A 25,553-nucleotide genomic window follows, 5' to 3' on the forward strand; every position below is an offset into this window, starting at 1 on the left:
CGATTTACATTTATGAGCAAGACAAACTTTACTTTATTGGAGAGTTTGATCCTGGCTCAGGACGAACGCTGGCGGCGTGCCTAATACATGCAAGTCGAGCGGATCAATGGGGAGCTTGCTCCCCTGAGATCAGCGGCGGACGGGTGAGTAACACGTGGGCAACCTACCTGTAAGACTGGGATAACTCCGGGAAACCGGGGCTAATACCGGGTAACACCTACCTCCGCATGGAGGAAGGTTAAAAGATGGCTTCTCGCTATCACTTACAGATGGGCCCGCGGCGCATTAGCTAGTTGGTGGGGTAAGAGCTTACCAAGGCGACGATGCGTAGCCGACCTGAGAGGGTGATCGGCCACACTGGGACTGAGACACGGCCCAGACTCCTACGGGAGGCAGCAGTAGGGAATCTTCGGCAATGGGCGAAAGCCTGACCGAGCAACGCCGCGTGAGCGATGAAGGCCTTCGGGTCGTAAAGCTCTGTTGTTAGGGAAGAACAAGTACCGTTCGAACAGGGCGGTACCTTGACGGTACCTAACCAGAAAGCCACGGCTAACTACGTGCCAGCAGCCGCGGTAATACGTAGGTGGCAAGCGTTGTCCGGAATTATTGGGCGTAAAGCGCGCGCAGGCGGTCTCTTAAGTCTGATGTGAAAGCCCACGGCTCAACCGTGGAGGGCCATTGGAAACTGGGGGACTTGAGTACTGGAGAGGAGAGTGGAATTCCATGTGTAGCGGTGAAATGCGTAGATATATGGAGGAACACCAGTGGCGAAGGCGGCTCTCTGGCCAGTAACTGACGCTGAGGCGCGAAAGCGTGGGGAGCAAACAGGATTAGATACCCTGGTAGTCCACGCCGTAAACGATGAGTGCTAGGTGTTGGGGGGTTCCACCCTCAGTGCTGACGTTAACACATTAAGCACTCCGCCTGGGGAGTACGGCCGCAAGGCTGAAACTCAAAGGAATTGACGGGGGCCCGCACAAGCAGTGGAGCATGTGGTTTAATTCGAAGCAACGCGAAGAACCTTACCAGGTCTTGACATCCTTCGCTACTTCCAGAGATGGAAGGTTCCCCTTCGGGGGACGAAGTGACAGGTGGTGCATGGTTGTCGTCAGCTCGTGTCGTGAGATGTTGGGTTAAGTCCCGCAACGAGCGCAACCCTTGATCTTAGTTGCCAGCATTCAGTTGGGCACTCTAAGGTGACTGCCGGTGACAAACCGGAGGAAGGTGGGGATGACGTCAAATCATCATGCCCCTTATGACCTGGGCTACACACGTGCTACAATGGATGGTACAAAGGGCAGCAAAACCGCGAGGTTGAGCGAATCCCATAAAGCCATTCTCAGTTCGGATTGCAGGCTGCAACTCGCCTGCATGAAGCCGGAATTGCTAGTAATCGCGGATCAGCATGCCGCGGTGAATACGTTCCCGGGCCTTGTACACACCGCCCGTCACACCACGAGAGTTTGTAACACCCGAAGTCGGTGAGGTAACCTTTTGGAACCAGCCGCCGAAGGTGGGACAGATGATTGGGGTGAAGTCGTAACAAGGTAGCCGTATCGGAAGGTGCGGCTGGATCACCTCCTTTCTAAGGAGTCCTTTAAGGACATACACGCTTTGGCTTTTGTTTAGTTTTGAATGAGCTGAACCTCTTTCAATTTTATTGGCTTTTGCGCATACATGTTGCATATTGCAATTGTGTGAATGCAAACAGCTTATTTTTATACAACAATATGGTTGTTTGGGCCTATAGCTCAGCTGGTTAGAGCGCACGCCTGATAAGCGTGAGGTCGGTGGTTCGAGTCCACTTAGGCCCACCATTCAACATCATAATTCCATCCGGGGCCTTAGCTCAGCTGGGAGAGCGCCTGCCTTGCACGCAGGAGGTCAGCGGTTCGATCCCGCTAGGCTCCACCATTATCCTATTGACATAATGTTGGTAGGGTTTTATAATCCAAAAATATCACCCTTTACTAGAGTGATAGACTGTTCCTTGAAAACTAGATAACGAAAATTCTTGAAGACAAGACATCGAAACGTCATTTTAAATGACAAGAAGTAAAGTGTAAGTTCATTCATAACGTGGTTAAGTTATGAAGGGCGCACGGTGGATGCCTTGGCACTAGGAGCCGAAGAAGGACGGGACGAACACCGATATGCCTCGGGGAGCTGTAAGTAAGCTTCGATCCGGGGATTTCCGAATGGGGGAACCCACTATCCGTAATGGGATAGTATCCATACCTGAATACATAGGGTATGAGAAGGCAGACCTGGGGAACTGAAACATCTTAGTACCCAGAGGAAGAGAAAGCAATCGCGATTTCCTGAGTAGCGGCGAGCGAAACGGAAACAGCCCAAACCAAGAGGCTTGCCTCTTGGGGTTGTAGGACACTCTATACGGAGTAAGAAAGGAACGGCGTAGGCGAAGCGGTCTGGAAAGGCCCGCTAGAAGAGGTAACAGCCCTGTAGCCAAAACGTCGTTCCCTCCAGAGTGGATCCTGAGTACGGCGGGACACGTGAAACCCCGTCGGAATCTGGGAGGACCATCTCCCAAGGCTAAATACTCCCTAGTGACCGATAGTGAACCAGTACCGTGAGGGAAAGGTGAAAAGCACCCCGGAAGGGGAGTGAAAGAGATCCTGAAACCGTGTGCCTACAAGTAGTCGGAGCCCATTAACGGGTGACGGCGTGCCTTTTGTAGAATGAACCGGCGAGTTACGATAACGTGCAAGGTTAAGTTGAAAAGACGGAGCCGCAGCGAAAGCGAGTCTGAATAGGGCGAAGGAGTACGTTGTCGTAGACCCGAAACCGAGTGATCTACCCATGTCCAGGGTGAAGTTCAGGTAACACTGAATGGAGGCCCGAACCCACGCACGTTGAAAAGTGCGGGGATGAGGTGTGGGTAGGGGTGAAATGCCAATCGAACTCGGAGATAGCTGGTTCTCCCCGAAATAGCTTTAGGGCTAGCCTCGTGGTGAGAGTTCTGGAGGTAGAGCACTGATTGGACTAGGGGTCCCCACAGGATTACCGAATTCAGTCAAACTCCGAATGCCAGGAACTTGTCCACGGGAGTCAGACTGCGAGTGATAAGATCCGTAGTCGAGAGGGAAACAGCCCAGACCATCAGCTAAGGTCCCCAAGTATACGTTAAGTGGAAAAGGATGTGGAGTTGCTTAGACAACCAGGATGTTGGCTTAGAAGCAGCCACCATTTAAAGAGTGCGTAATAGCTCACTGGTCGAGTGACTCTGCGCCGAAAATGTACCGGGGCTAAACGTATCACCGAAGCTATGGATTGTACCGTTGGTACAGTGGTAGGGGAGCGTTCGAAGGGCTGAGAAGCGAGACCGGAAGGACTCGTGGAGCGCTTTGAAGTGAGAATGCCGGTATGAGTAGCGAAAAGAGAAGTGAGAATCTTCTCCATCGAAAGCCCAAGGTTTCCTGAGGAAGGCTCGTCCGCTCAGGGTTAGTCGGGACCTAAGCCGAGGCCGAAAGGCGTAGGCGATGGATAACAGGTTGATATTCCTGTACCACCTCCTTTCCGTTTGAGCAACGGGGGGACGCAGGAAGGTAGGGAGAGCGCGCTGATGGATATGCGCGTCCAAGCAGTCAAGGCCGGTGGATAGGTAAATCCGTCCACCATACGGCGGAGCTGTGATGGCGAGGGAATTAAAGTACCGAAGTCCCTGATCCTACACTGCCAAGAAAAGCCTCTAGCGAGGAAAGAGGTGCCCGTACCGTAAACCGACACAGGTAGGCGAGGAGAGAATCCTAAGATGCTCGGGAGAACTCTCGTTAAGGAACTCGGCAAAATGACCCCGTAACTTCGGGAGAAGGGGTGCTCTGATAGGGTGTATGCCCGAGAGAGCCGCAGTGAAAAGATCCAAGCGACTGTTTAGCAAAAACACAGGTCTCTGCGAAGCCGTAAGGCGAAGTATAGGGGCTGACACCTGCCCGGTGCTGGAAGGTTAAGAGGAGGGGTTATCCCTTACGGGAGAAGCTCTGAATCGAAGCCCCAGTAAACGGCGGCCGTAACTATAACGGTCCTAAGGTAGCGAAATTCCTTGTCGGGTAAGTTCCGACCCGCACGAAAGGTGCAACGACTTGGATACTGTCTCAACGAGAGACCCGGTGAAATTATAGTACCTGTGAAGATGCAGGTTACCCGCGACAGGACGGAAAGACCCCATGGAGCTTTACTGTAGCCTGATATTGGATTTTGGTATCGTTTGTACAGGATAGGTAGGAGCCTTAGAAGCCGGACCGCCAGGTTCGGTGGAGGCGTCGGTGGGATACTACCCTGACGGTATTGAAATTCTAACCCAGAACCGTGATCCGGTTCGGAGACAGTGTCAGGTGGGCAGTTTGACTGGGGCGGTCGCCTCCTAAAGTGTAACGGAGGCGCCCAAAGGTTCCCTCAGAATGGTTGGAAATCATTCGCAGAGTGTAAAGGCACAAGGGAGCTTGACTGCGAGACCTACAAGTCGAGCAGGGACGAAAGTCGGGCTTAGTGATCCGGTGGTTCCGCATGGAAGGGCCATCGCTCAACGGATAAAAGCTACCCTGGGGATAACAGGCTTATCTCCCCCAAGAGTCCACATCGACGGGGAGGTTTGGCACCTCGATGTCGGCTCATCGCATCCTGGGGCTGAAGTAGGTCCCAAGGGTTGGGCTGTTCGCCCATTAAAGCGGTACGCGAGCTGGGTTCAGAACGTCGTGAGACAGTTCGGTCCCTATCCGTCGCGGGCGCAGGAAATTTGAGAGGAGCTGTCCTTAGTACGAGAGGACCGGGATGGACACACCGCTGGTGTACCAGTTGTTCCGCCAGGAGCATCGCTGGGTAGCTACGTGTGGACGGGATAAGTGCTGAAAGCATCTAAGCATGAAGCCCCCCTCAAGATGAGATTTCCCATCGCGTCAAGCGAGTAAGATCCCTCAGAGATGATGAGGTTGATAGGTCTGGTGTGGAAGCGTGGCGACACGTGAAGCTGACAGATACTAATCGATCGAGGACTTAACCACAATACTTAACATCGAAGATGTTTTCAAGAACGTTATCTAGTTTTGAGGGAATGGAAAATTCCTTTAAAATTACATAGTCTGGTGATGATGGCGAAGAGGTCACACCCGTTCTCATGCCGAACACGGAAGTTAAGCTCTTCAGCGCCAATGGTAATTGGGGGCTTCCCCCTGTGAGAGTAGGACATCGCCGGGCGTAAAAAGGTGAAACGTACAACATGTCGTTTCATCTTTTTTTTGTGTTTTTGAAGGTGTTTTGGAATGCATCAAAGTGAAATACTTCCTGTTAAAGTTGATTTTTGTAGAAATTCACGACACTCCTGCGGGAAAAGCGAGCCAGGCGAGACCCCACAGCTACTTAAATTAAGGTTCTTCGACTAAAAGCCACCACGTCCTGTGGTGAACGTCGAAGTCACCACATCCTGTGGAAGTGAGGCTCGCGGAGATGTCTAGCTCATCGCCTAGTTGCTCGAGGTCGCTTCAATTCCTTTTAAACACAAAGAACGTGTTTTTAAAGGAATCTCCAGCGCTTGCACTACAAGCATAAGGGCAACTAAGGCTCAGCCTTCGCTAAGGCTTGTCATCGCCAAGTTTTCTTTATCGCACCTGTTCAGGCGATTCCGCTTTTCTTCAGCCCGCGGAAAGGGAGTGAATTTCGGAAGAAATCAACTTTTACTACCTAAAACAGAGCATTTACTATCCACAACAGAGCATTTACTATCTAAATTTCCCCCATTACTATCCAAAACCTAGCATTTACTATCCAAAACTCCTCATTTACTATCCGAAACCCCTCATTTACTATCCAAAATGACGGTTTTACTATCCAAACCCCCAGAACACTCCCACCAAACGAAGATTTTTGTCCCAAAAATCAACTCAATCACCATCCCGATCATCCTGCACAATCAATTTTTCCTCAAAATCCTAGCTTCTTAGGCTTTTCCTCTTTTTCTTTCACAATCATTCGTGCTATCCTAAGAGTTACAAAAAATGAAAACTCGATTTTTGGAGGTATTACATCGTGCTTGAAAACAGCTATACATTAATTGCGATCATACTTGTCATCAACATCGTATATGTAACCTTCTTCACCTTACGTATGATCCTTACCTTGAAAAACCAGCGCTATCTCGCAGCTGCGACAAGTGTAATCGAAGTCCTGATTTACGTGATCGGGCTCGGAATCGTACTTGAAAATCTCAATGAAATCCAAAACCTGATCGCCTATGCAGTCGGTTATGGAATTGGTGTCATTGTCGGAATGAAGATTGAGGAAAAGCTTGCGTTAGGCTACATTACCGTAAACGTGATTACGAAAGAATTCGACTCGGACATTCCGTCAGCCCTTCGTAATAAAGGATACGGCGTTACGAACTGGCTTGCAGATGGACGAGATGGTCCACGTCTGATGATGCAGATTCTGACTTCTCGAAAATCGGAATTTGATCTCTATGAAACAGTAAAGAAGATGGACCAGAAAGCGTTTATTATTTCACATGAACCAAAAGCCTTTCATGGAGGGTTCTGGGTCAAGGCTGTACGGAGGTAACCGAAAATGGATAAGAAGAAGCCGAAAAAGAAGAAATTCGAAGTTCAGGAAAATGAGAGTATCGCTGACTGCCTCGATCGTATGAAGGAAGAGGGGTACATGCCGGTGAGGCGGATGGAAGAGCCCGTTTTCCAAGAATCGAAACAAAAAGGTAAAAAAGACGTAGAATATTTGCGTCAAAAAGTCGTATTTGAAGGAAAATTACAGTAAAATCCGAACGATTAAAACGTAAAATATTACAATGTTCGATTTTTCGTTGACATTCGTGAATTTACGTTGTTACAATATAACTGAATCAAACAGCTCTCATATAATCTTGGGGATATGGCCCATAAGTTTCTACCCGGTAACCGTAAATTGCCGGACTATGAGGGAAAGCGAATGGTATGCTGAATGAGCAATAGACGTATGCCCAGGATTTCTGTGCTTTCTCACATTAAAGAGAAACAGATAAGATCCTGGGCTTTTTTACGGTCAAAAAACAGATTTTACATAAAACGAAAGGGTTGGTGAATCCATGCAGCCGTTAGTTGGTGTCATAATGGGAAGCACATCCGATTGGGAAACGATGAAACATACGTGTGAGATTTTAGATGAGCTTGACGTTCCGTATGAAAAGCGAGTCGTATCCGCTCATCGTACGCCAGATCTCATGTTCGAGTACGCTGAAGAAGCACGTGATCGCGGAATCAATGTGATTGTGGCAGGTGCTGGTGGAGCGGCCCATCTGCCTGGGATGGTCGCAGCGAAAACGACCTTGCCTGTTATCGGTGTTCCAGTTCAATCGAAAGCTTTGAACGGATTGGATTCCTTACTATCGATCGTACAGATGCCTGGTGGTGTTCCTGTTGCCACGGTGGCAATCGGGAAAGCGGGAGCAACGAACGCTGGACTTTTAGCGGCACAAATAATCGGTACGACTTCAGAGAAAGTCGCAGCTCGGCTTGAAGCTCGTCGGGAGCAAACGAAGGAAAAAGTACTGGAAAGCAGTGGTGAGCTCGTATGACAAAACCAATCGTACCCCCGCAAACCATCGGGATCCTTGGAGGCGGACAGCTTGGCCGGATGATGGCGATCGCTGCAAAAGAGATGGGATTCAAAGTCGCTACCGTCGATCCGACAGAAGGTTCACCGTGTGGACTGATTGCAGATATTGAAATTGTCGGTGATTATGCGAGTGAGGAAGCTCGTTCGAAATTGGCAGAAGTAAGTGACATCATTACGTACGAATTTGAAAACGTCGACTTGAAAACAGCGCAATGGCTCGAGGAGAATCATCATCTTCCGCAGGGCAGCAATCTACTAAGGGTGACTCAGGACAGAGCGGAAGAAAAACGGACACTTGAGGCAATCGGCGTAAAAGTCGCTCCTTATGAGCTTGTTTCCGATCTGGATGAGCTTGAACCGAAGCTCGACATCATCGGCTACCCGGCGATTTTGAAAACGACGCGTGGCGGTTATGACGGGAAAGGTCAGGTCATGATTGAAGCACCTGAAGATTTAGAAGCTGCGCAAAAATTGCTTGCCAACGGAAACCAATGTGTATTGGAAAAGAAGATCGATTTTGCAAAAGAGATTTCAGTCATTGTGGCTCGGAACGCAGGTGGGGACACAGAAACGTTCCCGGTCGCGGAGAATATCCATAAGGATCATATTTTATATCAATCAATCGTACCGGCGCGCATATCGGATGTTAGCTTGGAGAAGGCAGAAAACCTGGCACGGCAGATTGCAAGCGGCTTGGAGCTTGTTGGCACCTTGGCGGTCGAAATGTTCCTGACGAATGACGAGGGCATCTATATTAACGAATTGGCACCTCGTCCGCACAACTCAGGACACTACACGATTGAGGGCTGTAGCTTCTCGCAATTCCAGCAGCATATCCGTGCAATTTGCGGCTGGAAGCTCGGGAAACCGGCCTTGCTGAAGCCGAGCGTGATGGTAAACCTGCTTGGAGAGGATGCTAAATCAATTCTTGAAGTCGCACCACTGTTTGACGATGTCCACCTTCACCTTTATGAGAAAAAAGAGATCAAGGCGCAGCGGAAGATGGGGCATTTTACGCTCATAGATGATTCATTAGAGGATGCAGTTGATAAAGCCGAAACAATCGTAGCAAACTTACAACAAAAGGACAGCTTGGAGGAAGTAAAATGATTGAACGTTATACACGACCTGAAATGGGCGCAATTTGGACAGAGGAGAATAAATTCAAGGCATGGCTTGAGGTGGAGATCCTTGCTTGTGAAGCATGGGCTGAGCTCGGTGACATTCCGAAGCAGGACGTTGTTAAGCTTCGGGAGAATGCCGGCTTTGACGTCAACCGGATCCATGAAATCGAAGCGGAAACACGACACGATGTCGTTGCATTTACCAGAGCGGTTTCTGAAACGCTTGGGGAAGAGCGTAAATGGGTCCATTACGGACTGACTTCAACAGATGTCGTCGACACGGCGCTTTCCTATTTGATTAAGCAGGCGAATGAAATTTTACTAGCGGATGTGGAACGGTTCATTAACATATTGAAGGAAAAAGCATTGGAGCATAAGCACACGGTGATGATGGGCAGAACCCATGGTGTCCATGCTGAGCCAACAACGTTCGGATTGAAGCTTGCACTTTGGTACGAAGAGATGAAACGGAACAAGGAACGTCTTGAGCAGGCGGTGGAAGGGATCCGTTTCGGAAAGCTTTCGGGCGCAGTCGGCACGTATGCGAACATCCCTCCATTCGTTGAGGAGTATGTGTGCGAGAAGCTTGGCTTGAACCGAGCGCCTGTCTCGACTCAGACGTTGCAGCGTGATCGTCATGCGCATTATATTTCTACGCTTGCGTTAGTGGCCACATCAATCGAAAAGTTTGCAACAGAAATCCGCGGTTTACAAAAGAGTGAAACGCGAGAAGTGGAAGAGTTTTTCGCAAAAGGTCAAAAAGGATCCTCCGCGATGCCGCACAAGCGTAATCCGGTCGGCTCCGAAAACATGACAGGACTTGCGCGTGTCATCCGAGGTCATATGGTAACAGCGATGGAGAACGTGTCGTTATGGCACGAGCGTGATATTTCGCATTCTTCCGCTGAGCGGGTGATCATTCCCGACAGCACGATCTTGCTTAATTACATGCTGAACCGGTTCTCGAATATCGTGAAGAACTTGACGGTGTTCCCGGAGAACATGAAGCGCAATATGACGAGGACGTATGGATTGATCTACTCCCAGCGCGTATTGCTTTTCTTGATTGATAAGGGCATGAACCGTGAAGAAGCATACGATCTTGTACAGCCGAAAGCAATGGAAGCTTGGGAGAAGGGAATTCAGTTCAGAGAGTTGATTGAATCGGAGCCGCGTGTAACGGACATGCTTTCTCCAGAAGAGATCGACGATTGTTTCGACTACAACTATCACTTGAAGGAAGTTGACAACATTTTCAAACGCGTTGGACTTGAATAAAAGGTGAGGAGGAACGAGGATGGAAAAACGGTCATTGCTGTATGAAGGGAAAGCGAAGCGGATCTATGAAACAGATACTCCTGAAGTCGTCTGGATCGAATATAAGGATGAAGCGACAGCCTTCAATGGAGAAAAGAAGTCGACGATTGCTGGAAAAGGGAAGCTGAACAATGAGATATCTGCTTTATTGTTTGAAAAACTTCGTGAGAACGGAATTGAATCGCATTTTATCAAGAAGCTTTCAGAGACAGAGCAGCTCGTGAAAAATGTACAGATCATTCCACTAGAGGTCGTCGTTCGGAACATTGCAGCTGGCTCCCTTGCAAACCGATTGGGGATGGACGAGGGAGAAGTGCTGCAGGAGACGATTGTCGAGTTTTATTACAAAAATGATGATCTCGGAGATCCTTTGCTTACACGTGACCACATCCGAATTCTTGGGCTTGCCGAAGAGACAGAGCTGAAGCTTTTACGTGAAAAAGCGATTGCTGTAAACGAAGTCCTCGTTCCTTACTTCAAATCTTTGGGTATCGCTCTCGTTGATTTCAAGCTTGAGTTCGGGATCGGTCCTGAAGGGGATGTGTTGCTGGCCGATGAGATTTCACCGGACACATGCCGATTATGGGATGCTGAAACGGGAGAAAAGCTCGACAAAGACGTGTTCCGACGCGATATCGGCAGCCTGACAGAAGCGTATGCGAAGCTGCTGGAACGATTGACGATTGCACCTTAAGGTTTGTTTAGGGGCGTTTTGTAGATAAAATCTCATTTTTGTAGATAATTTCAGATTTTCGTAGATAAGTCCGTATTTTCGTAGATAATTTCAAATTTTCGTAGATAAATTCACTTTTTGGGTAGATAAAGAGGGTTCCGGACCATTTCCGGAACCTCTCATAACTCAAATTTTAAGAATGTTGTGTTTTTTCACAGAAAAAGCATTCGATTTTCATAAAAACAACCACTCGGGGAGGCCGATTTCATGTATAACGTTAAGGTTTTCATCACTTTGAAGGAAAGTGTCCTGGATCCACAAGGAGCTGCTGTGAAAGACTCGCTCCACCGTCTTACGTACAACACTGTTGAAGATGTCCGCGTAGGAAAATACATCGAATTGACGCTGAAAAAGGAAGACGGCGACATCGATCAGCAAGTCCGTGAAATGTGCGAAAAGCTCCTAGCCAACACCGTCATTGAAGATTACACGTATGAAATCGAGGAGGTCATCCCTCAATGAAGTTTGCGGTAGTCGTTTTCCCAGGATCCAACTGTGACATCGACATGTACCATGCGATCAAGGACGAGCTTGGCGAAGAAGTCGAGTACGTCTGGCATGACGACAAAGAGTTAAAGCAATTTGACGGCATCCTCATCCCCGGTGGATTTTCTTACGGAGACTATTTACGAAGCGGATCCATCGCCCGTTTCTCGAACGTGATGGAGTCCATTTACGAAGCGAACCAGGCTGATAAGCCGATTCTGGGCGTCTGCAACGGGTTCCAGATTTTACTCGAAGCAGGACTGCTTCCAGGAGCGATGCAACGGAATGAAAAATTGAAATTCATCTGTAAGCAGGTCGAGCTTGAAGTAGCCAACAATGAAACGATGTTCACCTCTCTATATGAAAAAGGGGAAAAGATTACGATTCCGGTCGCGCACGGCGAAGGGAACTACTATTGCGATGAAGCGACGTACGCAAAGCTCGCAGAAAACAACCAGATCGCCTTCACCTACACGACAAACATCAACGGCTCGAGACACGGAATCGCCGGCATTACGAACGAAAGAGGGAACGTCCTCGGAATGATGCCGCATCCAGAGCGGGCGGTCGACGAGTTGCTCGGAAGCGCTGACGGACTGAAGCTGTTTCAATCAATCGTGAAATCTTGGAGGGAAGCACATGTCGTATCTTCATGAACCAACCGCAGAAATGATCAAGGAACAGAAGCTGTATCAGGAAATGGGCTTGAACGACGACGAATTCGCGATGGTCGAGTCGATCTTGGGACGCCTTCCGAACTATACGGAAACCGGTCTGTTTTCCGTCATGTGGTCCGAGCATTGCAGCTATAAAAACTCGAAGCCTGTCCTACGAAAGTTTCCGACAGACGGCGAACGTGTCCTTCAGGGTCCTGGAGAAGGAGCGGGAATCGTTGATATCGGTGACGATCAAGCGGTTGTTTTTAAAATTGAAAGCCACAATCATCCCTCCGCAATCGAGCCATACCAGGGGGCAGCAACAGGTGTCGGCGGAATCATCCGTGACGTGTTCTCAATGGGTGCCCGCCCAGTCGCGTTGCTCAACTCGCTCCGTTTCGGAGAGTTGACATCTGACCGTGTGAAGTATTTGTTCGAGGAGGTCGTCGCCGGAATCGCAGGCTACGGGAACTGTATCGGAATCCCGACGGTCGGCGGTGAAGTGCAGTTCGATGCGTCTTACGAGGGCAATCCACTTGTGAACGCGATGTGTGTCGGTGTCATCGACCATAAGGATATCCAAAAGGGTCAGGCGAACGGAATCGGCAACTCGGTCATGTACGTTGGGGCAAAGACGGGCCGTGACGGGATCCATGGTGCGACGTTCGCGTCCGAGGAGCTGAACGATGCGTCCGAGGAAAAACGTCCAGCTGTCCAGGTCGGCGACCCGTTTATGGAAAAACTTTTACTAGAAGCGTGTTTGGAGCTCGTCCAATCAGATGCACTTGTCGGTATTCAGGACATGGGGGCAGCAGGTCTGACTTCGTCCTCAAGCGAAATGGCGAGTAAGTCAGGTGTCGGAATTGAAATGAACCTTGACCTGGTGCCTCAGCGTGAAACGAATATGACAGCATATGAAATGATGCTTTCAGAGTCCCAGGAGCGTATGTTGATCGTCGTAAAAAAAGGACGAGAAGACGAAATCAAGAAGATTTTTGAGAAGTGGGGATTAGAGGCTGTGACGATCGGTCAGGTTATCGAGGAAAAAGAACTCCGCTTGCTTCACAACGGTGAGGTCGTCGCAAACGTGCCGGTTGATGCGCTAGCAGAAGAAGCACCGGTATACCATAAGCCGAGCGCTGTGCCTGCCTATTACGAAGCCTTCCAATCACAAAATCCATACGTGCCACAACTTACCGATTACAAAGAGACATTGTTGAAGCTGTTGGCTCAACCGACAATTGCAAGCAAGTCATGGGTATTTGATCAGTACGATCATATGGTCCGCACGAGCACGGTCGTATCTCCTGGTTCTGACGCAGCTGTCGTCCGAATCCGTGGTACACGAAAAGCGCTAGCAATGACAACAGATTGTAATTCGCGCTATCTGTACCTAGATCCTGAGGTCGGCGGAAAAATCGCAGTCGCTGAAGCGGCACGGAACATCGTCTGTTCAGGTGCTGAGCCTCTTGCGATTACAGATTGCTTGAATTTCGGAAACCCTGAGAAGCCGGAGATTTTCTGGCAGCTAGAAAAAGCGGTTGAGGGGATGAGTGAAGCGTGTCGTACACTTTCGACACCTGTCATCAGCGGAAACGTGTCCTTATACAACGAAACGAAAGGCGTAGCGGTCTATCCGACACCTGTAGTCGGGATGGTCGGGCTTGTCCATGACCTTGACCACGTGACGACTCAGGTCTTCAAGGCGGCTGGCGACGTCATTTACATGATCGGTGAAACAAAGCCTGAATTTTCCGGAAGTGAGCTTCAGAAACTACTACAGGGATCGATTTCAGGGAAAGCGCCAGAGCTTGATTTGGAAAAAGAAGCCCGCTATCAATCTCAGCTTTTAAAAGCGATTCAGAAAGGGTTTGTCCAATCTGCCCATGACATTGCAGAGGGCGGTTTGGCGGTCGCACTTGCTGAGTCGATGATGGACGCTGAACTAGGCGCATCCGTCACGCTGGCTGGAGATGAAGCAGCTGCTTTATTCAGTGAATCGCAATCTCGTTTTCTCGTATCTGTGAAGCCTGAGAAGGCCGAGCATTTTGAAAGTCTCGTAGATGCGACGAAAATCGGTGTCGTACTTCCTCGCCCGATTTTACGCATCGATACACCAGAAGGGAAAGAGCTCCTTTCAGCTACGAAAGAAGAGCTCGAGACAGCCTGGAAGGGAGCTATTCCATGTTTGCTGACATCAAAGGTTTAAACGAAGAATGTGGCGTGTTTGCGATTTGGGGACACGAAGACTCCTCCCAGCTTACGTATTACGGGCTCCACAGCCTTCAGCATCGCGGGCAGGAGGGTGCTGGTATCGCGGTGACAGACGGTGAAAAGGTGAAGTTTCATAAAAACAGCGGGCTCGTGACCGAGGTGTTCAGCCGAGGCGAATTGTCTTCGCTTACGGGTAAAGGGGCGATTGGACACGTACGCTATTCGACGGCCGGTGGGACGGAGTACGCAAACGTCCAGCCCCTCGTCTTCCAATCCCAGCGTGGCGGCCTTGCCCTCGCGCATAACGGAAATCTCGTGAACGCGAATATGCTCAAGCAACAGCTCGAGGCACAGGGGAGTATTTTTCAGACGACCTCTGATACGGAAGTGCTCGCGCATCTGATCAAGCGCAGCGGTTTGTATAACCTGCGTGACCAGGTGAAGAACGCCTTGTCGATGATCAAAGGGGCTTACGCATTCGTAATCATGACGGAAAACGGCATCATGGCAGCTCAGGATCCGAACGGATTACGTCCATTGTCAGTTGGTAAAATCGGCGACGCGTATGTCGTCGCCTCAGAAACGTGTGCATTTGATGTCATCGGAGCAGAGTATATCCGTGACGTACGTCCTGGCGAGCTGTTGATCATCAATGACGACGGGATCGAGAGTGATTCGTTCACCTCTTCGACGAACCGGGCAATCTGCAGCATGGAGTACATTTATTTTTCCCGTCCAGACAGCCATATTGATGACATTAATGTGCATACAGCTCGTAAAAATTTAGGAAAACGCCTGGCGGCAGAAGCGTTTGTGGAAGCGGACGTTGTCACCGGTGTTCCAGATTCAAGCATCTCAGCGGCCATCGGTTATGCCGAAGCAGCAGGCATTCCGTATGAGCTCGGATTGATCAAGAACCGGTACGTAGGCCGGACGTTCATCCAGCCGTCCCAGGCCTTACGTGAACAAGGGGTCAAGATGAAGCTGTCTCCTGTGCGCGGGATTGTGGAAGGGAAGCGCGTCGTGATGGTGGATGACTCGATCGTCCGTGGAACGACGAGCAGACGTATCGTGCAGATGCTGCGTGACGCGGGTGCGACCGAAGTCCATGTCCGCATCAGCTCACCGCCGATCGCCCATCCATGCTATTACGGCATCGACATTTCATCGACGGACGAGCTCATCGCATCAAATTACTCAGTGGAAGAGATCCGTGAGATCATTGGCGCCGATTCTTTGGAGTATTTGAGTGTGAACGGGATGCTGGAGTCGATTGGACGCAATCAGGACGAACCGAATTACGGACAATGCCTCGGGTGCTTTACAGGCAAATACCCGACGGAGATTTACCCAGATACGGTTTTACCACACGAAAAAGAGCTCGTTTTTAAGTAAAAGTACGAGGTATGAGTGGTTGAAAACGGTGATGTGGCGAAATGAGCACCTTATAGAGGACGTATGAGTGCACGAAAACGGTGGAGTGGTGAGATGAGCACCTCATGGAGGGTGTATGAGTGCATGAAAATGCTGAAATCGCGAAAAGAGCACCTCATAGAGGGGGAATGAGTGCCCGAAAATGATGAAATCGCAAAATGAGCACCTCATAGAGGGCGTATGAGTGTACGAAAATGATGAAATTGCAAAATGAGCACCTCATAGAGGGCGTATGAGTGCACGAAAATGCTGAAATGGCGAAAAGAACACCTCATAGAGGGTTTTAAATGCCCCGAAATCGCTGAAAACGTAAAATGAGGGTAAAGAAAAGGGTTTTAAATGCCCTGAAAACCCCGAAAACGCAAAAATGAGGGCAAAAAGGGGCTCTATCTGAAAAAGGTTTTTCATTCGTACCATTAGGGAGGCAATAGGATGGCACAAGCATACAAGCAAGCTGGAGTCGATGTTGAAGCGGGATATGAGGCGGTCAAGCGCATGAAAAAGCATGTGGAGGGAACGACGCGCCCAGAGGTACTGGGGGGTATCGGAGCGTTCGGTGGCATGTTCGATCTTTCCAAGATGGATATCAAAGAGCCTGTCCTTATTTCAGGAACAGATGGAGTCGGGACGAAGCTGATGCTCGCTTTTCAAATGGACAAGCATGATACGATCGGGATCGACGCAGTCGCCATGTGTGTGAACGATATCGTTGCACAAGGTGCGGAGCCTCTCTATTTTCTCGATTATATCGCCTGCGGAAAGCTCACACCCGAAAAAATCGAGCAGATCGTAAAAGGGATTGCGGAAGGCTGTAAGCAGGCTGGTGCTGCTCTCATTGGAGGCGAAACCGCTGAAATGCCAGGAATGTATGACCCAGCGGAGTATGATCTTGCCGGCTTTACAGTCGGAGTCGCGGAGAAATCCAAGCTGATTACACCAGATAAAGTCCAAAAGGATGACGTGTTGATTGGCATCGCTTCAAGCGGAATCCATAGCAACGGCTACTCGTTGGTCCGTAAAATTTTACTGGAGAATCAAGGGTATGAGCTTAATCAAACGCTTGATCAACTCGGAAAAACGCTTGGAGAAGAGCTTTTGACACCGACGAAAATCTATGTGAAGCCTGTCCTTGAAGTCATCAAGAAATACGACGTACATGGTATCGCCCACATTACAGGCGGCGGGTTCATTGAAAATATACCGCGCATGCTACCAGAAAGTCTAAAGGCTGAGGTGGATTTAGGCTCATGGCCGGTCCATTCCATTTTCAACCTCTTGCAGGAAAAAGGGGATCTAACCCTGGAGGACATGCTGGGAACGTTCAACATGGGAATCGGGATGGTGCTCGCTGTAAAAGAAGAAGAGGCGACGAAGGTCATCCGTACCTTGATTGAGCAAGGCGAAAGAGCATATCAAATCGGACGAGTGAAAGAAGGGGAAGGCATCACGTTTGAAGGGAGCGAGCTTTAGTGAAGAATATCGCTGTATTTGCATCAGGTTCAGGCACGAACTTTCAAGCGATCATAGACGCGGTCGAATCCGGCGAGCTTCAAGCCGAGATTTCCTTGCTCGTTTGCGACAAACCGGGAGCGATGGCGGTCGAAAGGGCCGAAAAGCATGGCATCCCGACCTTCGTTTTTTCACCTAAAAGCTACATAAATAAAGAGGCGTTTGAAGCAGAGATTTTAAAGGAGCTGGAAGAGGCAGATGTGTCGTTCATCGCGCTTGCCGGATATATGCGATTGATCGGGCCGACTCTCCTTTTCAAATATGAAGGGAAAATGGTGAATATCCATCCTTCTTTATTACCGGCGTTTCCAGGAAAGGATGCAATCGGGCAAGCGATTGCGGCGGGGGTTACGGAAACAGGCGTTACCATCCATTTCGTTGATGATGGCATGGACACAGGGCCGATCATCGAGCAGGTTCCGGTTCCCATTGAAGAAAACGATACAGCAAATCACATCCGGAGGAAAATCCATGACGTCGAGCATGCGCTTTATCCAAGGGTGCTTCAGAAATTACTACACGAGACAAAAATCGAAACATACTGAGAAAGGAGCAGGTTCATGAAACGCGCATTAGTGAGTGTATCCAACAAAGAAGGATTGATCCCGTTCGTCCAAGGGTTGATTGAGCAAGACATCGAAATCGTCTCAACAGGAGGGACGAAGAAAGCGATTGAGGAAGCAGGACTACAGGTGACGGGCATTTCAGAGGTGACAGGGTTTCCTGAAATCCTTGATGGTCGTGTAAAAACTCTTCATCCGAATATCCATGGCGGGCTGCTTGCCGTGCGAGCGAACGAAGACCACCAACGTCAAATCGCTGAACACGACATCAAGCCGATCGATTTCGTCATCGTCAATCTTTATCCGTTCAAGGAAACGATCTCCAAACCGAATGTTGCGTTTGCAGATGCAATCGAGAACATTGATATTGGCGGGCCGAGCATGCTCCGTTCCGCTGCGAAAAATCATGCATCCGTAACCGTAGCAGTCGATCCAGCGGATTATGGACCGATTCTTGAAGAGCTCCAGACGAAAGGTGACGTATCCGATGAAACGAAACGCCGATTGGCGGCGAAGGTGTTCCGTCATACCGCGGCGTACGATGCGTTGATCGCCCAGTATTTGACCGAACAGACGGAAGAGGAATTCCCGGAATCCTACACGGTCACCTATACGAAAAAGCAAGCTCTGCGCTACGGGGAGAACCCGCATCAAAAGGCTGCTTTTTACGAGGTGCCGATCGGAAACCCTTCTACAGTTGCAAAAGCGAAGCAATTGCACGGGAAGGAGCTTTCCTACAACAACATCAATGATGCAGATGCAGCGCTTCAAATCATCCATGAATTCGACGAGCCAGCGGTTGTGGTGGTCAAGCATACGAATCCGTGTGGTGTCGGCGTCGGAAAAACATTAGCGGAGGCATACAAGCTTGCTTATGAGGCAGACCCAATCTCCATCTTCGGCGGAATCGTCGCGACGAACGAGGAAGTGGATGCAGAAACGGCTCAAATGATGCGTGAGATTTTCCTTGAGATTATCATCGCGCCATCCTTCTCAGAGGAAGCACGTTCGATTCTCACACAGAAAAAGAATTTGCGTTTACTCCAGGTCGAGCCGAAAACGATCGCAACGGATGTGGCGAAGCGAATCCAATCCGTCTCAGGTGGGGCATTGATTCAGGAAGAGGACCACTTCGGTTTCGATCATGCGGAGCTGAAGGTCGTTACGAAGCGCGAACCGACTGAAGCGGAATGGGCAGACCTGAAGCTAGGCTGGCAGATCGTCAAGCACGTCAAATCGAACGCAATCGTCCTAGCGAAGGAAAACCGGACAATCGGAATCGGTGCTGGTCAAATGAACCGGGTCGGAGCGGCGAAGATCGCCCTCGAACAAGCGGGTGAACACGTTCAAGGATCTGCGATGGCGTCTGATGCGTTTTTCCCGATGAGCGATACGGTAGAAGCGGCAGCAAAAGCAGGGGTCACGGCAATCATCCAGCCAGGTGGATCGATCCGCGACCAGGAGTCAATCGATAAAGCGGATGAGTATGGAATCACGATGGTCATGACAAGCGTACGTCATTTTAAACACTAAAAAGCGGAGGGATTCGATGAAGGTTCTCATTGTTGGAAAAGGTGGCAGGGAGCACGCAATCGCCTGGAAGATGGCCCAATCAGAGCGTGTGACACAGGTTTACGCAGCACCGGGGAACATCGGGATGACAGACGTTGCAGAGTGTGTCGCCATTCCTGAAACAGATCACGAAGCACTCATCCAATTCGCAAATGATCAGGACATCGCTTTGACGGTGATTGGACCGGAACAGCCGTTGCTTGATGGTCTCGTCGATCGCTTCCAAAAAGCCGGGCTGCGAGCGTTCGGGCCGACGAAGGCAGCAGCGTTGATTGAGGGAAGTAAAACGTATGCGAACGAGCTGATGGAGAAGTACCAGATTCCGACCGCTTTTTCCGCCTCCTTTACGGATTATCGCGAGGCAAGGGATTACTTGATGAAACGAGGCGCACCGATCGTCATAAAAGCCGATGGCCTTGCGGCGGGTAAAGGTGTGGTCGTCGCGATGACGATCGAGGAAGCAGAGGAAGCCCTTCATGCGATGATGGTGGAGACGAGGTTCGGTGAAGCAAGTCAACGTGTGGTCATTGAGGAATTTTTACAAGGTGAAGAATTCTCGTTGATGGCGTTCGTGAACGGGTCAACAGTATTGCCAATGGTCATCTCGCAAGACCATAAACGGGCGTTCGATGGAGACCTCGGACCGAATACAGGTGGCATGGGGGCTTATTCGCCTGTCCCACACATCTCCGATTCAATTGTGCAGAAAGCGACGGAGACGATCCTCCAGCCGATGGCCGAAGCGCTCGTCCAAGAGGGGGCATCCTTTACCGGTATTTTATATGCAGGGTTGATGCTGACAGCGGAAGGGCCGAAAGTGATTGAATTCAATGCACGATTCGGGGATCCGGAAACTCAGGTCGTCCTGCCACGCCTCCAATCGGACCTCTTCGATGTAATGGATGGGCTGTTGGATGGTAAGGAGCTGGAGCTTGAATGGTCGAACAACGCCTATGTCGGGGTCGTCCTTGCTTCGGGCGGTTATCCGAATGCGTATGATAAAGGTGTTCCAATCAAAGGATTAGAAGCGGTTTCGAGTGAAACGCTCACCTTTTTTGCAGGTGTAAAAAAAGACAGCGAAGGTGAACTCGTGACCGATGGCGGGCGGATCCTATTGCTTGCTAGCGAGGCTTCAGACATTGAAGCGGCGCAGCGTCTCGTTTATAAAGAGATGAACCAGATCCATTGCGAGCAAAGCTTTTATCGGTTGGATATCGCAGATAAAGCGATCAAGTCCGTTTCTTCTTCGTAAGGAAGTAGATGAAGGCAACGATTGCGCCAATAATCATGACCAGGACGAACAGCATGTCTGTCATGTACTCCATTAGGACGTTCATTTGAAAATCACCTCGATTTTGGTGGGTTATTTTAAAGGGTGCTCGCTTTCCACGGGCGGTTCGGGAGCCTCCTCACAAAAGAGTTGCGGGGTCTCCCCTGACCCGCTTTTCCCGTAGGAGTCTCGCACCCTTCGTCACAATCAAAAAATATGGATGATAAAACGATAGTGCAAAAGCTCCCAGGATCGGGAGCTTTTTTGTTTTGTGGCAGTGGTCTATGATGGGTTGATTGGAGAGCCTTCTTTCGTCATGGATGCAAGGTCCATATGCTGAAGCTCCTGACCACGCTTGTAGAGATCGGTCATCGGGCAGTATTTTGTGATGCCTTCTCCGACCTTCATCGAGCCGAGCAGCATCATCCATAAATAGTTCTGGCGGTGTGGCTTACGACCGAGACGGGCAGCTGACCACGCAATCATCGTCAAACCGACCGTTATACGGATCAACGCATTGGCAGTACCGATATTCGGCTTCATAGCTTGGTTCCTCCTTGTTATAAGTACTGTTGGGATGTGTTGGATTATGGTAAGATTGAATTTACGTATTGTACAAAAAATCTGACTTTTCAATTTGATGAATACATACAAGACTACATACTCCGGGGTGATGAAATCATGAAATGGACGAAGCAGCAGCTCCGTACACATATCGATGTTATACAGGGTGAAACACCACCCACGCTCGTACTGAAAAACGCGACGTATCTCAACAATGTATTGAAAAAATGGATGACCGCGAATATTTGGGTTTATCAGGATCGGATCGTTTATGTCGGCAGTAAAATGCCGAACAACAAGGATGGCTGTGAGATCCTCGATTGCGAAGGTAAATCAATCGTTCCTGGCTATATCGAGCCTCATGTCCATCCATTTCAACTATATAATCCCCAGACGTTTGCTTCTTATGCAGGAAAACGAGGGACGACGACGTTCATCAGCGACAACCTGATGCTTTTACCATTGCCATTAGAGAAAGCGCTTTCTTTCATGACTGAAATCAATGAATTGCCATACTCCTTTTTCTGGTGGTGTCGATACGACTCGCAGACGAAGCTGCAAAATGAGGCAGAGGTGTTCTCGGACAAGATGTTCGACCAATTCCTCGATCACCCGTACGTCCTGCAAGGAGGGGAGCTGACGAACTGGCCGCAGGTGCTGAAAGGGGACGATCACACGCTTCATTGGATGCAGGAAACGAAGCGACGCGGCTTGAAGGTCGAAGGGCATATGCCGGGGGCTTCTGAGCGTACGTTGACGAAAATGGCAGCTTTTGGCGTTGACTGCGATCATGAAGCGATGACCGGAGAGGAAGCGGTCCTTCGCATGTCACTCGGGTATACAACATCGCTCAGGTATTCATCGATCAGGCCGGACCTTCCGGAAATCCTTGAGGAGATGCTTGCGCTTGGGGTCGAAAGCTTTGACCGGGTGCTCATGACGACGGATGGCTCGACACCAACTTTTTATAAAAACGGTGTCACGGACGAAGTGATCCGGATCGCCCTTGAAAAAGGTGTGCCGGTCGAAGATGCATATGCGATGGTGACCTACAATGTCGCACGCCACTATGGGTTCGATCATTTGTATGGCATGGTCGCGCCTGGTCGTTTCGCCAACTTGAACATATTATCGGATCCGCAAAATCCAACACCTGAAGCTGTCCTCTCGAAAGGCGTGTGGGTGACGGACGAGCCGAAGACTGAAGTGGATTGGGAAAGGTACGACATTAAGCCGTATACGTTTGACTGGTCCTTGAATGAGGAAGATTTGAGTTTGACGGCACGTGCGAGCATCGATATGGTGAACGCGGTCATTACAAAACCGTACGGGTCTGAAGTTGATTTTTCGACCGACGAGCTATCCACGGACCATGATGAATGCTTTTTCGCATTGATCGATAAGGATGGGAAGTGGCGGATCAGTACGATGCTGAAGGGCTTCGCCACCCATGTATCCGGGTTTGCGAGCTCTTACTCCAACAGTGGAGACATCCTCTTAATCGGAAAAAGGAAGAAGGACATGATTGCCGCATTCAATCGCATGAAGGAGCTTGGAGGTGGAATCGTCCTTACCGAAAACGGGAATGTCGTCACGGAAATTCCGTTGAGCTTGAATGGTGGATTTTCCACCGAACCGATGGAGACGGTCATGGAGCAGCAGGAACAGCTCGTCGAGGCTTTGAAAGCGAGAGGCTACACATTCGTAGACCCGATCTACAGTCTATTGTTCTTTTCATCAACTCACCTACCGTATATCCGGATTACACCGAGCGGGATGGTCGATGTGTTAAAAAATGAGGTACTCTTTCCTGTCGTAATGCGTTAAACTATAAAAGAGAGGGAATTTGGGAAAACTAGGGGTGTTAGTACGAATGCATAAAAAAGGATGGCTTGTTACGTTGCTCGTAGCACTTTTCCTGATTTTAGCCGCTTGCCAGGCGAAAGAAACGGCAACGGATGAGAAGAAACCGGAAGAAACGGAACAAAAGGATGAGAGGCCCGTAGAGGAAGAACCTGAGGAGCCTGAAAAGCCAGAGGAACCGGAGCCTGCTTACACATTTCCGCTGACGGGTATAGGTACGGATGAAGCGCTGCACCCGAGGGTGATCGGCGTCATGATCAATAATGCACCTGAAGCTCGTCCTCAATCCGGACTCCATAAGGCGGATCTCGTTTATGAAGTGCTTGCGGAAGGACGGATTACGAGAATGCTTGCTTTGTTCCAGAGCGAACAGCCAGATCAGATCGGTCCTGTCAGGAGTGCTCGTGATTATTACGTCCGCCTGAACAACGCTTTCGATGCAATTTACGTATTCCATGGCTGGAGCCCATCGGCAAAATCGATGCTCACATCAGGCAATATTGACTCATTGAACGGGTTGTATTACGATGGGTCATTGTTCAAGCGTGTAGGCTTCCGAAAAGCACCGCATAACTCATATATCACGTATGACAACATTATAAAAGGCGCGAAAAAGAACAATTTCGAGCTGAAGCAGGAAATCAAACCGTTCAGCTTCATGCCGGAAGAGGATATTACGAATATCGAGGGTGATCCTGCGACAAAGATGACCGTTACATACGGCAAATACCAGGTCACCTACCGTTATGATTCAGAAAAAGGCATTTATCATCGTTATACAGGAAATCAACAGTCGGTCGATCGGGAAACAGGAACACCGATCGAATTGGAAAACGTCTTTGTGGTCGTCGCTGATCACCGAATCATCGATAGTGCAGGCCGACGCAACATCAACCTGACGAGCGGCGGAGAAGCGCTTCTTTTCCAGGAAGGGAAAGTACAGAAGATCGCCTGGATGAATGACAACGGCCGGATCATACCCGTTGAGGCGGTTATGAATCCTACGAAGGATGCTAAACCGGCAGAAGTCCCGTTGGTTCCGGGAAAAACGTGGGTCAACGTTGTGCCATCATCTGAATACAGTTCGAATGTAAATTGGGAGTAGTTTTGAAGGAGTGATAGGATGCAAATCGATAAACTAAGAGGGAAAACGCTCGATCAACTTTTCGACGCGATCCTCACGTTGAAAGACCGCGAAGAATGCTACCGGTTCTTTGATGATCTCGCAACGATCAACGAGATCCAGTCATTGGCTCAGCGGCTGGAGGTAGCGCGAATGCTTCGTGAAGGGTATACGTATCATAAGATCGAAAACGAAACAGGCGCAAGCACCGCGACGATTTCGCGCGTGAAGCGTTGCTTGAATTACGGCAATGACACCTATGAAATGGCGCTGGATCGTCTAAAAGAAAAACAAGATTAATAAGGAGAACGTCTGCAGCTGCAGACGTTTTTTCTGTATGAGGTGGTGGAAATGGAGAAGTCGCGAAATGAGCACCTTAAACGAGCATTATGAGGTGCTGAAATAGAAGAAACAACGGAATGAGCACCTCAAACAAGCGCTATGAGGTGCCAAAAATGGAGAAGCGGCGAAATGAGCACCTCAAACGATAGCTATGAGGTGGTGAAAATGGATAAGCGGAGGAATGGGCACCTCATTGGAGCGCTATGAGGTGGTGAAAATGGATAAGCGGAGGAATGGGCACCTCATTGGAGCGCTATGAGGTGCTGAAAAAGAAGATACAGCGAAATGAGCACCTCATACGAGCGCTATGAGGTGCCCAAAATCGAGTTGTGACAAAATGAGCAACGCAATCCACTGAACAATGCTCCATCCGTCATCATTTTGTCAACATACACCAATGTGTCCTTTGTTTTTCCGCCTTACCATTTCTGTTATAATCCTTAAAGGAAGTGTAAATTGAGGAGGACACACGATGTTCGAATATAAAGAGTGGAAGCACGTCTTCAAGCTCGATCCGAATAAAGAAATCACGCCGGAAGCATTGGATCAGATTTGTGAATCTGGTACAGATGCCGTTATTGTCGGCGGCAGTGATGGGGTCACAATCGAGAACACGATCGACCTTCTTTCACGCATACGGAAATATACGGTGCCTTGTGTGTTGGAGGTTTCAAACATCGAATCGATCACACCAGGATTCGATTTTTATTTTGTACCGAGTGTGATGAACAGTAAAAACCCTGACTGGATCGTCGGTCTGCACAGAAAAGCGCTGAAGGAGTATGGTCATCTCATCAATTGGGAGGAGCTCGTAACCGAGGGCTACTGTATCGTCAACGGTGATTCGAAGGTTGCCCAGCTGACCGAAGCGGATACAGACCTGGACCATGAGGATGTCCTTGCCTATGCGCAATTGGCGGAGAATATGTTCCACCTGCCGATTTTCTATCTTGAGTACAGCGGTACATACGGAGATGTCGATCTTGTAAAAGATATCAGTACAGTACTCGATAAGACGCATTTCTTTTATGGCGGGGGAATCAAGGATCAGGAGCAGGCCCGTGAAATGGCGCAATTCGCCAATACGATCGTCGTCGGAAATGTCATTTATGAAGACCTGGACGCAGCATTACGAACGGTGAAAGTCGTCAAAGGTTAAATTGTATTTC

Annotated in this window: 20 protein-coding genes, 2 tRNA genes, 3 rRNA genes and 1 riboswitch; of the genes, 23 read left to right on the forward strand and 2 right to left on the reverse strand. The window is 49.4% G+C overall.

From position 1 onward, the window contains the following. Positions 1–33 precede the first annotated feature (33 nt). The 19 genes from V1497_RS01790 to purD all read left to right on the forward strand — a co-directional run bounded on the left by V1497_RS01790 (position 34) and on the right by purD (position 20,474). Positions 34–1,585, forward strand: a 16S ribosomal RNA gene (locus V1497_RS01790). A 155-nt stretch (positions 1,586–1,740) separates the two neighbouring features. Next, positions 1,741–1,817: transfer RNA gene (locus V1497_RS01795), tRNA-Ile, on the forward strand. A 21-nt stretch (positions 1,818–1,838) separates the two neighbouring features. Then, a tRNA-Ala gene (locus tag V1497_RS01800) sits at positions 1,839–1,914 on the forward strand. A 167-nt stretch (positions 1,915–2,081) separates the two neighbouring features. Further along, positions 2,082–5,018, forward strand: a 23S ribosomal RNA gene (locus V1497_RS01805). Positions 5,019–5,095: 77 nt separating this feature from the next. Next, positions 5,096–5,211, forward strand: a 5S ribosomal RNA gene (gene rrf / locus V1497_RS01810). Together the 16S, 23S and 5S rRNA genes with 2 tRNA genes alongside form the textbook arrangement of a ribosomal RNA operon. 828 nt (positions 5,212–6,039) lie before the next feature. Next, a complete protein-coding gene (locus V1497_RS01815; protein ID WP_349409285.1) occupies positions 6,040–6,567 on the forward strand; it encodes a DUF2179 domain-containing protein in 528 nt (175 codons plus the stop codon). 6 nt (positions 6,568–6,573) lie between these two features. Further along, positions 6,574–6,777, forward strand: a complete 204-nt coding sequence (locus V1497_RS01820; protein WP_349409286.1) for an NETI motif-containing protein — start codon at positions 6,574–6,576, stop codon at positions 6,775–6,777. 76 nt (positions 6,778–6,853) lie between these two features. After that, positions 6,854–6,955, forward strand: a riboswitch (purine riboswitch). Between the two features lie 129 nt (positions 6,956–7,084). Then, a complete protein-coding gene (gene purE / locus V1497_RS01825) occupies positions 7,085–7,573 on the forward strand; it encodes a 5-(carboxyamino)imidazole ribonucleotide mutase (protein ID WP_349409287.1) in 489 nt (162 codons plus the stop codon). After that, entirely contained in the window at positions 7,570–8,724 is a 1,155-nt protein-coding gene (gene purK, locus V1497_RS01830; RefSeq protein WP_349409288.1) for a 5-(carboxyamino)imidazole ribonucleotide synthase, read from the forward strand. The genes purE and purK overlap by 4 nt, the downstream gene beginning before the upstream one ends. Beyond that, positions 8,721–10,016: an adenylosuccinate lyase gene (gene purB, locus V1497_RS01835; protein ID WP_349409289.1), complete on the forward strand. Its 1,296-nt coding sequence runs from the start codon at positions 8,721–8,723 to the stop codon at positions 10,014–10,016. The genes purK and purB overlap by 4 nt, the downstream gene beginning before the upstream one ends. A 19-nt stretch (positions 10,017–10,035) precedes the next feature. Next, complete coding sequence (purC, locus tag V1497_RS01840; protein WP_349409290.1) at positions 10,036–10,749, forward strand: phosphoribosylaminoimidazolesuccinocarboxamide synthase; 714 nt, start codon at positions 10,036–10,038, stop codon at positions 10,747–10,749. Between the two features lie 246 nt (positions 10,750–10,995). Continuing rightward, on the forward strand, positions 10,996–11,250 hold the full coding sequence (purS, locus tag V1497_RS01845) for a phosphoribosylformylglycinamidine synthase subunit PurS (protein WP_349409291.1): 255 nt from the start codon (positions 10,996–10,998) through the stop codon (positions 11,248–11,250). Next, a complete protein-coding gene (gene purQ / locus V1497_RS01850; protein ID WP_349409292.1) occupies positions 11,247–11,930 on the forward strand; it encodes a phosphoribosylformylglycinamidine synthase subunit PurQ in 684 nt (227 codons plus the stop codon). The genes purS and purQ overlap by 4 nt, the downstream gene beginning before the upstream one ends. Continuing rightward, positions 11,914–14,139 carry a phosphoribosylformylglycinamidine synthase subunit PurL gene (gene purL / locus V1497_RS01855; protein ID WP_349409293.1) on the forward strand — a complete coding sequence of 742 codons (2,226 nt, stop codon included), beginning with the start codon at positions 11,914–11,916 and terminating at the stop codon, positions 14,137–14,139. Before purQ ends, purL begins: the two co-directional genes overlap by 17 nt. After that, positions 14,115–15,539, forward strand: a complete 1,425-nt coding sequence (gene purF / locus V1497_RS01860) for an amidophosphoribosyltransferase (protein ID WP_349409294.1) — start codon at positions 14,115–14,117, stop codon at positions 15,537–15,539. The genes purL and purF overlap by 25 nt, the downstream gene beginning before the upstream one ends. Before the next feature lie 471 nt (positions 15,540–16,010). Continuing rightward, complete coding sequence (purM, locus tag V1497_RS01865; protein WP_349409295.1) at positions 16,011–17,048, forward strand: phosphoribosylformylglycinamidine cyclo-ligase; 1,038 nt, start codon at positions 16,011–16,013, stop codon at positions 17,046–17,048. Continuing rightward, positions 17,048–17,632 carry a phosphoribosylglycinamide formyltransferase gene (purN, locus tag V1497_RS01870; protein ID WP_349409296.1) on the forward strand — a complete coding sequence of 195 codons (585 nt, stop codon included), beginning with the start codon at positions 17,048–17,050 and terminating at the stop codon, positions 17,630–17,632. Before purM ends, purN begins: the two co-directional genes overlap by 1 nt. 15 nt (positions 17,633–17,647) lie before the next feature. Beyond that, a complete protein-coding gene (gene purH / locus V1497_RS01875; protein ID WP_349409297.1) occupies positions 17,648–19,183 on the forward strand; it encodes a bifunctional phosphoribosylaminoimidazolecarboxamide formyltransferase/IMP cyclohydrolase in 1,536 nt (511 codons plus the stop codon). 16 nt (positions 19,184–19,199) lie between these two features. Beyond that, on the forward strand, positions 19,200–20,474 hold the full coding sequence (gene purD / locus V1497_RS01880; protein ID WP_349409298.1) for a phosphoribosylamine--glycine ligase: 1,275 nt from the start codon (positions 19,200–19,202) through the stop codon (positions 20,472–20,474). Here the strand turns inward: purD and V1497_RS01885 are convergent. Both V1497_RS01885 and V1497_RS01890 read right to left on the reverse strand, forming a co-directional pair. Then, positions 20,452–20,559 carry an EYxxD motif small membrane protein gene (locus tag V1497_RS01885; protein WP_349409299.1) on the reverse strand — a complete coding sequence of 36 codons (108 nt, stop codon included), beginning with the start codon at positions 20,557–20,559 and terminating at the stop codon, positions 20,452–20,454. The two genes, purD and V1497_RS01885, sit on opposite strands and share 23 nt — an antisense overlap. A gap of 215 nt (positions 20,560–20,774) precedes the next feature. After that, positions 20,775–21,035 carry a DUF2892 domain-containing protein gene (locus tag V1497_RS01890; RefSeq protein WP_349409300.1) on the reverse strand — a complete coding sequence of 87 codons (261 nt, stop codon included), beginning with the start codon at positions 21,033–21,035 and terminating at the stop codon, positions 20,775–20,777. A gap of 138 nt (positions 21,036–21,173) precedes the next feature. On the opposite strand from V1497_RS01890, the gene V1497_RS01895 reads away from it, so the two are divergent. From V1497_RS01895 to V1497_RS01910, 4 genes are all read left to right on the forward strand, one after another. Beyond that, entirely contained in the window at positions 21,174–22,883 is a 1,710-nt protein-coding gene (locus V1497_RS01895; protein WP_349409301.1) for an adenine deaminase C-terminal domain-containing protein, read from the forward strand. Between the two features lie 46 nt (positions 22,884–22,929). Further along, a complete protein-coding gene (locus V1497_RS01900) occupies positions 22,930–24,024 on the forward strand; it encodes a DUF3048 domain-containing protein (RefSeq protein WP_349409302.1) in 1,095 nt (364 codons plus the stop codon). 18 nt (positions 24,025–24,042) lie between these two features. Then, complete coding sequence (locus tag V1497_RS01905) at positions 24,043–24,342, forward strand: YerC/YecD family TrpR-related protein (RefSeq protein WP_349409303.1); 300 nt, start codon at positions 24,043–24,045, stop codon at positions 24,340–24,342. Between the two features lie 514 nt (positions 24,343–24,856). Continuing rightward, on the forward strand, positions 24,857–25,543 hold the full coding sequence (locus V1497_RS01910) for a heptaprenylglyceryl phosphate synthase (RefSeq protein ID WP_349409304.1): 687 nt from the start codon (positions 24,857–24,859) through the stop codon (positions 25,541–25,543). The last annotated feature ends 10 nt before the right edge of the window (positions 25,544–25,553 follow it).

It is taken from the genome of Pseudalkalibacillus sp. SCS-8, assembly GCF_040126055.1.
Lineage (GTDB): Bacteria > Bacillota > Bacilli > Bacillales > Fictibacillaceae > Pseudalkalibacillus > Pseudalkalibacillus nanhaiensis.

What these genes read in the sequence shown, in the direction of transcription:
- V1497_RS01820 (WP_349409286.1), top strand. Translation starts at nt 6,574, where the DNA reads ATGGATAAGAAGAAGCCGAAAAAGAAGAAATTCGAAGTTCAGGAAAAT.
- purE (WP_349409287.1), top strand. Translation starts at nt 7,085, where the DNA reads ATGCAGCCGTTAGTTGGTGTCATAATGGGAAGCACATCCGATTGGGAA.
- purK (WP_349409288.1), top strand. Translation starts at nt 7,570, where the DNA reads ATGACAAAACCAATCGTACCCCCGCAAACCATCGGGATCCTTGGAGGC.
- purB (WP_349409289.1), top strand. Translation starts at nt 8,721, where the DNA reads ATGATTGAACGTTATACACGACCTGAAATGGGCGCAATTTGGACAGAG.
- purC (WP_349409290.1), top strand. Translation starts at nt 10,036, where the DNA reads ATGGAAAAACGGTCATTGCTGTATGAAGGGAAAGCGAAGCGGATCTAT.
- purS (WP_349409291.1), top strand. Translation starts at nt 10,996, where the DNA reads ATGTATAACGTTAAGGTTTTCATCACTTTGAAGGAAAGTGTCCTGGAT.
- purQ (WP_349409292.1), top strand. Translation starts at nt 11,247, where the DNA reads ATGAAGTTTGCGGTAGTCGTTTTCCCAGGATCCAACTGTGACATCGAC.
- purL (WP_349409293.1), top strand. Translation starts at nt 11,914, where the DNA reads ATGTCGTATCTTCATGAACCAACCGCAGAAATGATCAAGGAACAGAAG.
- purF (WP_349409294.1), top strand. Translation starts at nt 14,115, where the DNA reads ATGTTTGCTGACATCAAAGGTTTAAACGAAGAATGTGGCGTGTTTGCG.
- purM (WP_349409295.1), top strand. Translation starts at nt 16,011, where the DNA reads ATGGCACAAGCATACAAGCAAGCTGGAGTCGATGTTGAAGCGGGATAT.
- purH (WP_349409297.1), top strand. Translation starts at nt 17,648, where the DNA reads ATGAAACGCGCATTAGTGAGTGTATCCAACAAAGAAGGATTGATCCCG.
- purD (WP_349409298.1), top strand. Translation starts at nt 19,200, where the DNA reads ATGAAGGTTCTCATTGTTGGAAAAGGTGGCAGGGAGCACGCAATCGCC.
- V1497_RS01885 (WP_349409299.1), bottom strand. Translation starts at nt 20,559, where the DNA reads ATGAACGTCCTAATGGAGTACATGACAGACATGCTGTTCGTCCTGGTC.
- V1497_RS01890 (WP_349409300.1), bottom strand. Translation starts at nt 21,035, where the DNA reads ATGAAGCCGAATATCGGTACTGCCAATGCGTTGATCCGTATAACGGTC.
- V1497_RS01895 (WP_349409301.1), top strand. Translation starts at nt 21,174, where the DNA reads ATGAAATGGACGAAGCAGCAGCTCCGTACACATATCGATGTTATACAG.
- V1497_RS01900 (WP_349409302.1), top strand. Translation starts at nt 22,930, where the DNA reads ATGCATAAAAAAGGATGGCTTGTTACGTTGCTCGTAGCACTTTTCCTG.
- V1497_RS01905 (WP_349409303.1), top strand. Translation starts at nt 24,043, where the DNA reads ATGCAAATCGATAAACTAAGAGGGAAAACGCTCGATCAACTTTTCGAC.
- V1497_RS01910 (WP_349409304.1), top strand. Translation starts at nt 24,857, where the DNA reads ATGTTCGAATATAAAGAGTGGAAGCACGTCTTCAAGCTCGATCCGAAT.